At 61.0% G+C, this 12,241-nt stretch carries 9 protein-coding genes; 5 read left to right on the top strand and 4 right to left on the bottom strand.

Going from position 1 to position 12,241, the window contains the following annotated elements:
- Positions 1-35 precede the first annotated feature (35 nt).
- Positions 36-2,045, bottom strand: a complete 2,010-nt coding sequence (sdhA, locus tag K1X71_05180; GenBank protein MBX7072519.1) for a succinate dehydrogenase flavoprotein subunit — start codon at positions 2,043-2,045, stop codon at positions 36-38.
- A gap of 63 nt (positions 2,046-2,108) precedes the next feature.
- Complete coding sequence (locus K1X71_05175; protein ID MBX7072518.1) at positions 2,109-2,957, bottom strand: succinate dehydrogenase cytochrome b558 subunit; 849 nt, start codon at positions 2,955-2,957, stop codon at positions 2,109-2,111.
- A 155-nt stretch (positions 2,958-3,112) separates the two neighbouring features.
- Between K1X71_05175 and K1X71_05170 the strand changes: the two genes are divergently transcribed.
- Both K1X71_05170 and dnaE read left to right on the top strand, forming a co-directional pair.
- Positions 3,113-3,631, top strand: a complete 519-nt coding sequence (locus K1X71_05170; protein MBX7072517.1) for a hypothetical protein — start codon at positions 3,113-3,115, stop codon at positions 3,629-3,631.
- 133 nt (positions 3,632-3,764) lie between these two features.
- Entirely contained in the window at positions 3,765-7,343 is a 3,579-nt protein-coding gene (dnaE, locus tag K1X71_05165) for a DNA polymerase III subunit alpha (GenBank protein MBX7072516.1), read from the top strand.
- Positions 7,344-7,357: 14 nt separating this feature from the next.
- Here dnaE and K1X71_05160 read toward each other — a convergent pair whose 3' ends face one another.
- Positions 7,358-8,332, bottom strand: a complete 975-nt coding sequence (locus K1X71_05160) for a cobalamin-binding protein (protein ID MBX7072515.1) — start codon at positions 8,330-8,332, stop codon at positions 7,358-7,360.
- A gap of 42 nt (positions 8,333-8,374) precedes the next feature.
- Positions 8,375-9,199 carry a lysoplasmalogenase gene (locus K1X71_05155; GenBank protein ID MBX7072514.1) on the bottom strand — a complete coding sequence of 275 codons (825 nt, stop codon included), beginning with the start codon at positions 9,197-9,199 and terminating at the stop codon, positions 8,375-8,377.
- A gap of 343 nt (positions 9,200-9,542) precedes the next feature.
- Here K1X71_05155 and K1X71_05150 point away from each other — a divergent pair, with 343 nt between their 5' ends.
- The 3 genes from K1X71_05150 (at position 9,543) to dgt (ending at position 12,236) form a co-directional block, all read left to right on the top strand.
- Entirely contained in the window at positions 9,543-10,481 is a 939-nt protein-coding gene (locus K1X71_05150; protein ID MBX7072513.1) for a response regulator, read from the top strand.
- Between the two features lie 89 nt (positions 10,482-10,570).
- Positions 10,571-11,104, top strand: a complete 534-nt coding sequence (locus K1X71_05145; protein MBX7072512.1) for an HIT domain-containing protein — start codon at positions 10,571-10,573, stop codon at positions 11,102-11,104.
- A gap of 7 nt (positions 11,105-11,111) precedes the next feature.
- Entirely contained in the window at positions 11,112-12,236 is a 1,125-nt protein-coding gene (gene dgt, locus K1X71_05140; GenBank protein MBX7072511.1) for a dNTP triphosphohydrolase, read from the top strand.
- Positions 12,237-12,241: the final 5 nt, after the last annotated feature.

Here is a 12,241-nt window from a genome sequence, read left to right as displayed (position 1 = left end):
TCCTGATTCTGCTGGTTTCGATCTCGATTCGCTGGTTAGTGCGTGGCAGCCGTCGCGCCTTGCTTTTTGGCGCCATTGCCGTCGGCGCCCGCGGGGGCCCGGCGTGCCTGACGCTCTTTCCAAACGTCTTCAATTACTTCGGCGCCGACCAGACCATAGAGACGAGGGCGCGGCGGGAGGAGCGAAGTGTCGACCTCTTCGTAGGAGAGCGTCGGCTCGCCATCGGCGCCGACGGTGGCGATGGTCGATTTGAGCCATTTGCGGAGGTTCTCGTCGAAGCGGTCGCACCAGGATTCCGCCTCGCGGCGACGTTCCGCCGGTTCCGTGGCGTCGATGCCGGGCATTTCGAAGTCGGGCTTGTAGTGGGCGCCGCGGCACTCATCGCGAGCCAAGGCGCCTTTCACGATCGCCTTGGCCAAGGGAAACATATCGACCAGCGCTTTGGTGAACACGACGTTTTGATTGGTCCACTGGCCCGTATCGGAGACGGAGCAGTGCTTGGCTCGATCGGTCAATTCGCACAGCTTGCCGTAGGCGTCGCGGAGCACATCGTTGTAGCGAACTACCGTGGCCGAGCGGGTCATCACATCGCCCAACTCTTGGTGCAAGAGATAAGGGTTTTCGCCTTTGCCGGTGCGTTTAAGCAGCGCTTCGTGGCGCTCGCGTTGCTGAGCGACCGCGCCGTCGAAGAGGGCGGGCTGCAGTTCGCTCGCCGCCTTGGCCTGCGACTTGAGCCACGCTTGGGCGGTGGGGGCAATCATCAGGCCGGTGAAGATGCAACTCAGCAGACTGTTGGCGCCGAGCCGATTGGCGCCGTGGTACTGATAGTCGCATTCGCCAATGGCGTAGAGACCAGGGATGCTGGTGCGCTGATTCTTGGGAGAGCCGTACTTGATGCCTCCCTCGGCGGCGCGCTCGTAGTCCACCCATAATCCGCCCATGAAGTAGTGGACGGCGGGGAAGATTTTCATCGGCGCGTCGCGCGGGTCGACGCCTTGGAACTTCTCGTAGATTTCGAGGATGCCGCCGAGCTTTTGATCGAGTGTTTTGCGCGGCAGGTGGGTGAGATCGAGATAAACGCAGAGGCGGTCATTTTCGACCGACAGGCCTTCCTTGGTGCAGACGTTGAAGATTTCGCGCGTGGCGATGTCGCGTGGGACGAGATTGCCGTAGGTCGGATAGCGCTCTTCGAGAAAGTAGTATCGCTCCGCCTCGGGAATTTGCCGGGGATTGCGGTTGTCCTGCGGCTTGCGCGGCACCCAAACACGGCCCCCTTCGCCGCGAGCGCTCTCGCTCATAAGTCGCAGTTTGTCGGCGCCGGGGATGGCGGTGGGATGGACCTGCACGAACTCGGGGTTGCCGTACTTGGCGCCCGCCTGAAAACAGCGACTGGCCGCGCTACCGTTACACGCCATCGACATGGTGGAACGACCAAAGATCAAGCCCGCCCCGCCCGATCCGACGATCACGGCATCGGCCGGAAACGCGCGGATCTCCATGGTGACCAAGTCTTGTCCGACGCAACCGCGGCACACGCCGGCATCGTCGATGATGGGGCCCAGAAAGTCCCAAAACTCGAACTTGCGAATGGCGCCAGCAGTCTCCCAGCGGCGAACCTGCTCATCGAGCGCGTAGAGCAGTTGCTGTCCGGTGGTAGCGCCAGAGAAGGCGGTGCGCTTGTAAAGCGTTCCGCCAAAGCGGCGCTGGTCGCGAAAACCTTCTGGCGTGCGATTGAAGGGGACACCCAACCGATCCATGAGATCGATGATCTTGGGACCGGAATAGCACATCTCCTTAACCGGCGGCTGATGCTGGAGAAAGTCGCCGCCGTAGACAGTGTCGTCGAAATGCAGCCATTCGTTGTCGCCTTGCTGGCGAGTCAAGCTGTTGACGCTGTTGATGCCTCCTTGGGCACAAACGCTGTGCGAGCGCTTCACCGGGGTGAGGCTCATGATATCGACGTCGACGCCGAGTTCGGCCAATTTCATGGCGGCGGCCAACCCGGCCAGCCCCCCTCCCACAACCATCACGCGCTGCTTTGCCATCGCGATCTCGATCCTTATGTCAGGCTCGCGGCCCTTGCGCAGCGAGCAATCGTGCTTGTGCGGTTACGACTCGTCGCTTTGGGTTGCGCTGGCCGCTTGCTCGGCCTGCGACTCAGCGCCGTTTTGCGATTTAAGCTGCGGCAGATCGGGGATTTCATCCGCTTCGTGCTGCGTGATCTCGCCGCTGGCGACTTTCTGCGCGTTGATCTGCTGTTCGACCTGGAACGCCTGCTCGACGTTGACCCGCTTGATGCCGACTAGCGCCGAGAGCCCAAGTCCAGCTACCAGCACACCAATTGCCAGACAAACCCAATTGGCGCGGCGCTGGGCCGCAGCCGTGGACCACAATCCCCAGGTAATGCCGGCCGTCCAGGTTCCATTGGCCAGGTGGTAGACACAGGCGAGCACGCCGACAAGGTAGAAGATTTCGAGCACCGGACTGGATTGAATCACGCCGGCCGCTGAGCTAGTTGCGTAAAGATGGCGAAATCTGGCGCCGCCAAACTGTTCCGCCGCCGGCTTGATCCAGCCGTGCATCTCAAACACATGCCAGAAAATAAAGGCCAGCGCGATCCAGGCGGTAAGTCGCTGCAAAAAGTAGCGGACATTGCCTTGGTACGGATAATTGCTGACGTTTTGCTGACCCGAGCGAATCAGAATCACGCCGAAAAACGCGTGGAACAACAGTGGCAAAAAAATGAAGGTCCACTCGACAAACGGTAGAAACCAGCCGAGGCTGTGGATCATGTCGACGCGGCTTTGGAAGCTGCGCGGGCCGTCGATGACGGTGGCGTTGGTGGCCAGATGGACCACCATATAGGCGCCGACCGGCACCAAGCCGGTGAGCGAATGCAAACGCCGCAGCAGAAAGTCGTTGCGACCGAAGAGGGCGCCCGTCTGAAGGGTCTCCACTCGATGCCTTTCTGTGTACGATGCCAGCCGGCACGAAGCGAGGCCGACTGGCGAAACATTGAATTATTGAGGGCACGTCGGCAGGCGTCTCGCGCTAAAAACGGCCCGCGATGATCGCCCAAGTCTAAGCGCCCCCTCAGTATAAGATTCGGAAGTTGACTGACAAGGTAGCGGTTTGGGGGCAACAATGGGGAACGACAAACGCCATGGGCCTGCGCATCGAATACGAACAGCCCGACGCCTACGACGCCGACTGGGCGAAGTTTCGGCGCCATGGACGTCGACTGACGCGCGGAATCGGCTTTTTGTTGTGTGGCGCTTTGATCGGTATCTTGCTGTCCGCCTTGGAAAGCAGCGGAATGGCCGCCGATTGGGCGCTGGCCGTGTTTGGACTGCTGGGGTTCGCGCTGTTCGCAATCGGTATGGCGACGATGCTTGCGGCGGCAATTCGCGCGCAGTTTCTTCGTTGTCCGCGCTGCTCACGACGGTTCTTTTGGGGCCACTTCATTCGCTGGCAAGTGCGCGACGACTATATGTGGCAGTGTAGCAAATGCAAGCTGAGCCTTTACGAACCGAAGGAGCCAAAGCGGTACGTGCTGACAAGCGCGGATACAGACAAACACCCACTAAGCAGCACAATGCAAGCCGCTGGACCAGGCGAACCGCGCGATTGAAGAACGACCGGATCACGCGGCCGGCAATCGCCGGCGCCACTGCTTGCTAGCCATCGCGTCCAGCGCGACAATGCCTGTTGATCTCGCGGGCAGCCGGCAGGGCCATACGGAGTCTTACCGCTCGAAGGATTGTATGAGCAATTTTGTCCATCTGCATTGTCATAGTCATTTCAGCCTGCTCGACGGGGCCGCGCGCATCGGCACGTTGATCGATCGCGCCAAAGAGTTGGGCATGAACGCCTTGGCCCTGACCGATCACGGCAACCTGCACGGGGCGCTGGAGTTTTACACCAAGGCCAAGGACGCTGGCATCAATCCGGTGCTTGGGTACGAGGCCTACATCGCCCCCGGTAGCCGCTTCAACAAGAGCGTCGACACCAACGGCGAGGCGAGCTATCACCTCACACTGTTGGCGAAGAACCGCGCCGGCTTCAAAAACCTGGTCAAGCTCGCCAGCCGCGGCTATCTCGAAGGATTCTATCGCAAGCCGCGCATTGATCGCGAGCTATTGGCCGACCACAGCGACGGATTGATCTGCCTCAGCGGATGCGTCTCGGGCGAGTTCAGCCGGGCATTTCTACGCGGCGGCAATCCCGATCTCAATCTCGACGAAGCCGCCAAAATCGCCGAGTGGTTCCACGGCGTCTTTGGCGATCGCTACTTTATCGAAATCCAAAACAACGGGCTGGAAATCCAGCGATTGGCGATGGAGGGCTCGGTCGATGTCGCCCGCCGACTCGGCATTCCGCTGGTGGCCACCAGCGACGCGCACTACGTCTATCAAAAAGACGCCGAGGCGCAAGACGTGCTGCTGTGCATCAACACCGGTCGCTTTCGCACCGACACCAACCGCATGCGGATGGAGAACGACCAATTTTATCTTCGCGCGCCGGACGAGATGTACGGCGCATTTCCTGGTCTCGCGGACGCCGTAGCCCGCAGTCAGGAGATCGCCGATTCGGTCGACATCGACTTGGAGCTTGGCAAGCGACACTTTCCCACCTATACACTGCCGCCGGAAACATCCGCCGCCGATTTTCTACGCGAATTGGTCGTGACCGGTTTGAAGGAAAGCTATCAGGGAGACGCCGAACGCCTCACACCCGAGGGGGAGTTGCAGCAAGAGGTGCTCGCTCGGCTCGAGCGCGAGTTATATGTGATCAATACGCTCGGCTTTGCCAACTATTTTCTCATTGTTTGGGACTTTGTCCGCTTCGCCCGTGAGCGCGGCATCCCGTGCACGGCGCGCGGATCGGGGGTTGGCTCGCTCGTGTCGTATGGCCTGCACCTGAGCCACGTCTGTCCGCTGCGCTACGATTTGCTGTTTGAGCGATTCCTCGACGAGAACCGCAAAGAGGCGCCCGATATCGACATCGACTTCTGCAAGGATCGGCGCGGCGAGGTCATCGACTACGTCAAGGAAAAGTACGGCGCCGCCAACGTGGCGCAGATCGGCACCTTTGGCACACTTGCGGCGCGCGCGGCGATTCGCGATGTGGGCCGCGCCCTGGGGCTGCCGATTCCGCGTGTCGACACCGTGGTGGCCATGGTGCCCGACCAACTCGGCATCACGCTCAAACAAGCGCTGCAAAAGAGCGACGACTTGAAGAAGGCCTACGACAGCGACGGCGAGATCCGCGAACTGCTCGATCTGGCAAAATCGATCGAGGGGCTCGCCCGCAACGTCGGCACGCACGCGGCGGCGGTCGTCATCGCCGATCAACCGCTGGTCGAATACGTGCCGCTACAGCAAGTGACAGGCAAGGACGAAATCATCACCCAATGGGCCATGGGCGATGTGGAGCGCGCCGGCCTGTTGAAGATGGACTTTCTCGGCCTGCGCAACCTCACCATCCTGGCCAAGGCGGTCGACTTGATCGAGCAAACCACCGGCGAGCGCGTCGACCCGTATCGCTTTCCGCTCGACGACGCCAAAAGCTTTGGCGTGCTTTGCCGCGGCGAAACCAAGGGCATCTTTCAGCTCGAAAGCGGCGGCATCCGTGATCTGTTGCAGCGGATGAAACCCGACCATTTTCGCGACATCATCGCCACCAACGCGCTGTATCGCCCCGGCCCGCTAGAAGGGGGGATGGTCGACGACTACATCCAGGTCAAGCACGGCCGGCAACAGCCGGAGTACAAGCATCCGGTGATGCGCGAAGTGCTCGAAGAGACGCACGGCGTGATGGTGTATCAAGAGCAGGTGATGCGGATACTCAGTCGCCTGGGGGACATTGAGCTTTCCAGTTCCTACACCTGCATCAAGGCGATCAGCAAGAAAAAGCTGCCGCTCATCGCCAAGTTCCGCGAGGACTTTGTCAGCGGCGCCACCGCCAAGGGACTCTCCAAAAAGGAAGCGGTCGAGGTCTTTGAGCTGATCGAAAAGTTCGCCGGTTACGGCTTCAACAAGAGTCACTCTACCGCCTACGCGCTCATTGCCTACATGACCGCCTACCTCAAGGCGCATTATTCCGTCGAGTTCATGGCGGCCTTGCTCTGCGGCGACATGGATGGCCGCAACTTCAAGAAGAAAGACTCGCTCGTCGAGCATCTCGAAGACTGCCGCCGCATGGAGATCGTCGTTAACCCGCCTGATGTCAACCGTTCGCAGCCCGAGTTCAGCGTGGCCGACGAGCAAATCCACTTTGGCCTGGCCGCCATCAAGGGGTGCGGGCGCGACGCCGCCACGGCGATCTTTAGCGAACGCCAACAAAACGGCCCGTACCGCGACCTCTTCGACTTCTGCGAGCGCATTGATCCCAGCCAGGTGAACCGCGCCGCCATTGAATCGCTCATTAAGGCGGGCGCCTTCGATTCGTTTGGCTTTCGCCGCGCCCAGTGCGCCGCGGTGCTCGAGCGAGCATTGCAGGCCGGAGCGGCCAAGCACTCGGATCGCGCCAGCGGTCAAAAGGGGCTGTTCGACGATGGCGACGACGAGCCACAAGCGGCAGCCGCAGCCATGCCCGACGTGCCCGAGCAAGACCCGCGCGAGCAACTAGCGGGCGAAAAGGAAGTGCTCGGGTTTTACCTCTCCAGCCACCCACTGGCCGAATACGAGGAGAAGCTACGCACGTATTGCTCGCATACAACGGTCGAGGCCGCGGCGCTCCCCAACCGCGCCGAGGTGATGCTCGGCGGCATGATCGCCTCGATCAAGTTTTCGCACACCAAGAATCCTCGTCCGGGCAGCACCAACACCAAATACGCGATGTTTGACCTGGAAGACGCCGCCGGCATCATGCGCACGATCGTTTGGCCCGAGGACTTTGCCCGTTTTGGCCACTTGGTCGAAGCCGATGCCATCCTTTGCGCGCGGGGAGTGATCGACAAGCGCCCCGGCAGCGAGGAGGCCAACTTTATCGTCAATGAGCTGATTCCGATTGGCGAGTTGGACGAACGCTTTACGCGCGGCGTCATCATTCGTCTCGCCGAGCCGCAGCACAGCGAGCGACATGTGGAACAGCTTTACGAAATCCTGCGGGGTTATCCCGGCGCGTACGCCTTGCAACTTATGTTCTATTTAAGCGACGGCAGCCGAGTGACTTGCGAATGCGACACGCTGCGGCTGGAGCTCAGTCCCGAGATGCGGTCTCGCGTGGAGAGCTTGCTCGGCCCCGGCAACTTCCGCTTGCTCGCCGCGCCGCCGAAGGCAAACACACGTCCCGCAGTCGGTTCGACCAACGGCTATCGCCGACAAACGGCGAAGGTCTAGCGCGGGGAGAGAGACTACGGCTTTGCAGCCAAGGCTTCAGCCCGCTCACCAGCCATGCGCCATACCGGTTCGCGCTGTCGCGACCACTCTGGCTCGGCGAAGCGCGTTGGATGAATCAGGTGGGCCAGCAATTCCAGAGTGTCGACCAGCCTGGGACCGGAGCGATTGAAGTACGCGTTGCCATCGCAGATGTACACTCGCCCGGCGCGCACCGCGGGCAATGCGTTCCAGCCGGGACGGTCGGCAAGCAACGGCAATTCTCGCTGGCTGCGCGCCAAATCGAAGCCACACGGCGCCACCACGATCACCTCGGGCTGATACGCGAGCACGTCCTCCCAGCGAGCGTATTGGCTATGCATGCCGGTCTTGGTCAATTCATGGCGCCCTCCCGTCAGTTCGACCAGTTCGGGAGTCCAATTGGCGGCGATCATCAGCGGATCGACCCATTCGACGCAGACGACGCGCGGGCGAGCGGAGTGCGCAATTTTCGATGCGGCATGACGAATCCGTTCGACCCGGGCGCGCAAGCCAGTCACGGCCTGCTTGGCCTGGTCGAACACCGCCGCGGCATCGCCGACCAGGAGCATATCGCGGAAAACCTCTTCCAGCCGAGTGGGATTCAGCGCCACCACCCGTGTGCCGTGCAGTCGCTTCGATCGTTCAACCGCTTCCACGACGTCGTCGTACCGCACCGCGCAGACATCGCACTGCGCTTGGGTGACGATCAGATCGGGCCTGAGCGTCTCTAACTGCTCCATATCGACGGCGTATAGCGACGCGCCACCCGCCAGCATACCGCGAACTTGTTCATCGATGATGCGGCTAGCCGTGTCGTGGCTGACACGAGTGAAGGTGACGCGTGGCTTGTCGGCGACCTCACCAGGCCAATCGCACTCGTGACTGACGGCCACAATTCGATCGCCGAGTCCCAGTGCGTATAAGATCTCAGTGCCGCTCGCCAAGAGCGACGCAATGCGCTTCGGTTGCATGGATTCCCCGCGAATGCGGCACGAACAGATAGGAGCGAAAAGTCAGTCGGAAACAGTCAACGCAGGCGTCGCTTGCATTGCGCCCAGCGATGTCGCCAATGCGTATACGATCAACATCTGCGCTGGACCGTACAGCAACCAGACGAGCTCGCTGGCGTTGTTGAACGGACCATGAAACATACGGATCGCCAGCACCAGATCGCTGACCAAAAACAGGGTAGCACCCAGCGCGAGCAAAACAAACCGTTTGTCTTGAATCGCCAGCGCAGTGGCCACTGCGGCTGTGCCCGCCAGCAACAAGGTATATGCCAATCCTGGCCAGCGCAGATCGACGGCCTCGGTTCCACGATAGGCGACGAAGTACCAGCTCACGACGCCAATGGCCCACCAAGCGGCAAGCGATCCCCAAAATGCTTGCTTGGACCGCAACTGGGCGCGGCGCGCCGCCTCGAAGCAGGCGCCGATGTAACACAAGTGTCCCAAGCCAAAGGCGATAATACCTCCCAGCACGGGCTCTTTAAGCCCCATCTTCAATAGGTTTGCGTTGAACAAATCGCCGACCAGCCCCAACGTCATGCCCATCGCGACGAGCGTCGCGTAGCGTGAAGCGGGCTGATTGCGACTGACCAGAGTCCATACCAAGGCAGCCAGCACCAACAGGGCCGACGAACCCATGCGTCCCCAGAGCGCAAGGCTCTCGGCGGGCTCCTCGTTGCGGCTACCCAGCCACAGCGCGGCTGCCAACACCACCGCCCAGGCGAGCCACATGGCCACCAGCAGGAACCGCCAGCGCCCGACCATTGCGGGATTCTCAAAGCCAGGCGAAGGGCGAGCGACAACTTCCGCAGCGGCCACGCTGTAAGTCATGCCACAACGCTCCCGGATTTAGATGAGTGGAGTCATTGCCAAGCGAACGCCCCTAGATGAGTCGCTGGCAGTATAAACGCTTGCGGGACGGAAAACACGACTACCTGCCCGCGGAAAAAATCACGGTAGACTTCGTGCCGCTCACCGCGATCCTGACAACGCGATTGCGGATCGCAAAATAACGGCAGTTGTCGCGATTTTGAGCGTCACTTCCTGCGATGCGCCGCCTGGCGAATCATTCTTCGAGCCGCTGAATAAAAATTCACCCCCTGGCGATCAGCGTCGCGGCTGGTGGTACACTGTACGGCCTGCCGCATCTCAACCTTTCGAACCACAACTCGCCATGTCCGCAACTGAAACGAGAGCGGTAGTCTTGGTTGTGGACGATGCGGCCATCGATCGGCGCTTGGCCGGTGGACTGCTCGAAAAGAACCCTGGCTTGCGGGTCGAGTACGCGGAGCACGGTCAGGCCGCGCTCATTCAAATGTCGCGCCGGCTACCGGATGTCGTGGTGTGCGACTTGCAAATGCCGGAAATGGATGGCTTGGAACTGGTCGAGGAGATTCGCAATCGGTGGTCGCTGGTGCCGGTCATCTTGATGACGGCCCACGGCAGCGAGGAGATCGCCGTTCAGGCGCTGAAGCGCGGAGCAGCGAGTTATGTGCCGAAGTCCAGCTTGTCGCGCGATTTGCTTGACACCGTCGAGAACGTGCTGGCCGTGGCCAGGGCCGATCGGCGTAGTGAACAATTACGCGATTGTCTGGTGTCGAGCGAAACAGTTTTTGAGTTGCCCAGCGACCCCCAGTTGATTCCGGCGCTAGTGGATTATTTGCAAGAGTATGTCGTTTGGCTTGAGCTTTGCGACGAGACGGGTCGCGTTCGCGTCGGCATCGCGCTCGAGGAGGCGCTCAACAACGCGCTAGTGCATGGGAATCTGGAACTGACGAACGAACAATTGCGCGAGTCAGGAGGCAGCCTGCTTGAGGCCGATGGCGACGATCTGGTGACGCAGCGCCGTGGCATGTCGCCCTATCGCGAACGCAAAATTTTTGTGCAGGTGCGATTCAACGCCGACGAGATCGAGTATGTCATTCGCGACCAGGGACCAGGTTTTGAGCCCGACTTGCCCGACGAGCCCACCGATCTGGTCAAGGTGGAGCGCGAGGGTGGGCGTGGGCTGATGCTGATGCGCACCTTTATGGACGAAGTCAGCTTCAGCGCGACCGGAAATGAGGTGCGTTTGCTAAAACGGCGAGAGCCCCAACGGCGCGGCCCCAGCTAGCATGCCGCTCGCCAGCGGCGCGCCTTGATCTTGTCGGCAATCGCCGGCGATTCTACATTTCAGCGCCATTCAACGGGGGACAAGACAGTATGGATCCACTTTGGGCGCCGTGGCGGCTGGCCTACATCCAGGCCGAAGCGGTCACCGCGCCAGAACCGAAGTCGCACGTCCTGCTACCTGGCGCCGACGCCGAGTGCTTTGTTTGTCGCGCGGTCGTCGACGACGCCGATCGCGAGAACCTGGTGGTCGATCGCACCGAACTGTCGATCGTGATTCTTAACCGATTTCCTTATAATAACGGCCATCTCTTGATCGCGCCGCGCCGCCATCAAGGGGAGCTTGCTCAACTCACACCAGAAGAACAGCTCGACTTGATGCAGGTGATCGCGCGGCAGAACGAACGCTTGCAGCGGTTGATGCGGCCCGATGGGTTCAACGTGGGGCTCAATCTGGGGCGCGTCGCTGGCGCCGGGCTGCCGGGACATTTGCATTGGCACATTGTGCCGCGATGGAGCGGCGACACAAACTTCATGCCGGTGTTGGCGGGCGCGAAAGTGATCCCCCAATCGCTCGATGCGCTGTGGGAATTGCTCACACAAGACGAACCGCGCCGAAAACAATAAACAGAGTATGGATCGCTCTTTTCCTTTCGAGCAGGGCGCTCAGGTGGCGGATCGCGACAACGCGCTGTTGGCCCCCTACGCCCTGTCGGCGGCGCAATCGCGCGGCCGGCGCTACCCGGAACACGATTCACCCGAGTGGGGGCCTTGGGAGATCGACCGCCAGCGCGTCATTCGCAGCGCGGCCTTTCGACGCCTGAGCCACAAGATGCAGGTCTTCACCGGGATGATGGGCGACTATCATCGCACTCGGCTCACGCACACACTGGAAGTGGCGCTGGTCGCTCGTTCGATCGGCCGATCGCTGCGGCTGAACGAAGATCTGATCGAGGTCTTGGCGCTGGCGCACGACCTGGGACATCCACCGTTCGGGCATGCCGGCGAGGCGGTGTTGAATCAATGCCTAAAGGGCGTGGGCGGCTTTTGCCACAATCGTCACGCGCTGCGGATTGTCGAGGAATTGGAACACTGCTCGCCGCAGTTCCCAGGCTTGAATCTGACGCTGGAGACATTGGAAGGCCAGCGGTCGCGGGCGCAGAAGAGCGATTTGGTGCTGCTTGAGGTGCAAGCTGTCGATGCAGCGGACAGCATGGCCTACAACACGCACGACGTGGATGACGCGCTGAAGCTCGGGTTGCTCGACCCGAGCGATCTGGACCAACTCGCGCTCTGGCGAGATGCGCGGAAGCGAGTCGAGCGGCACTGCGCTGGTTTGGACGCGGCGGAACTGCGCGGCGCAGTGTTGCAAGAACTGATCGACCTGCAATTGGCCGACCTGGTCGAACACACCCAGCGACTACTGGAAGAACACGACGTCCGCGCGAGCGACGACACCCGCTCGTTGGGTCGCCTGGTGCGCGCTGGTCAGGACATCGGCGAACAGAAGCGAGAATTGCAGCGGTTTCTTTACGAGCGCGTTTATCGCCATCCCCGTGTGTTGGCGATGCGGCAGACCGTGGAGGCAATTTTGGCGGAATTGTTCGAGCATTTTGCTCGGCGGCCCGATGAACTACCACCTCATTTTCAGGCGCGGGCAGAGACGGCGGGAGTGTTGCAAACCGTAGGAGACTACTTGGCCGGCATGACCGATCGTTTCGCCGAGTCGGAGCACCTGCGGGTTGTGGCACGGGGCTAGCTGAC

The organism is Pirellulales bacterium (assembly GCA_019694455.1).
Lineage (GTDB): Bacteria > Planctomycetota > Planctomycetia > Pirellulales > JAEUIK01 > JAIBBY01.
The sequence above is the reverse complement of the archived record's forward strand: the minus strand, read 5'-3'. Positions and strand labels throughout refer to the sequence as shown.

Excerpts from the sequence above, each read along its gene's own strand:
- sdhA (MBX7072519.1), bottom strand. The coding sequence starts at position 2,045 with ATGGCAAAGCAGCGCGTGATGGTTGTGGGAGGGGGGCTGGCCGGGTTG.
- dnaE (MBX7072516.1), top strand. The coding sequence starts at position 3,765 with ATGAGCAATTTTGTCCATCTGCATTGTCATAGTCATTTCAGCCTGCTC.
- K1X71_05160 (MBX7072515.1), bottom strand. The coding sequence starts at position 8,332 with ATGCAACCGAAGCGCATTGCGTCGCTCTTGGCGAGCGGCACTGAGATC.
- K1X71_05155 (MBX7072514.1), bottom strand. The coding sequence starts at position 9,199 with ATGACTTACAGCGTGGCCGCTGCGGAAGTTGTCGCTCGCCCTTCGCCT.
- K1X71_05150 (MBX7072513.1), top strand. The coding sequence starts at position 9,543 with ATGTCCGCAACTGAAACGAGAGCGGTAGTCTTGGTTGTGGACGATGCG.
- K1X71_05145 (MBX7072512.1), top strand. The coding sequence starts at position 10,571 with ATGGATCCACTTTGGGCGCCGTGGCGGCTGGCCTACATCCAGGCCGAA.
- dgt (MBX7072511.1), top strand. The coding sequence starts at position 11,112 with ATGGATCGCTCTTTTCCTTTCGAGCAGGGCGCTCAGGTGGCGGATCGC.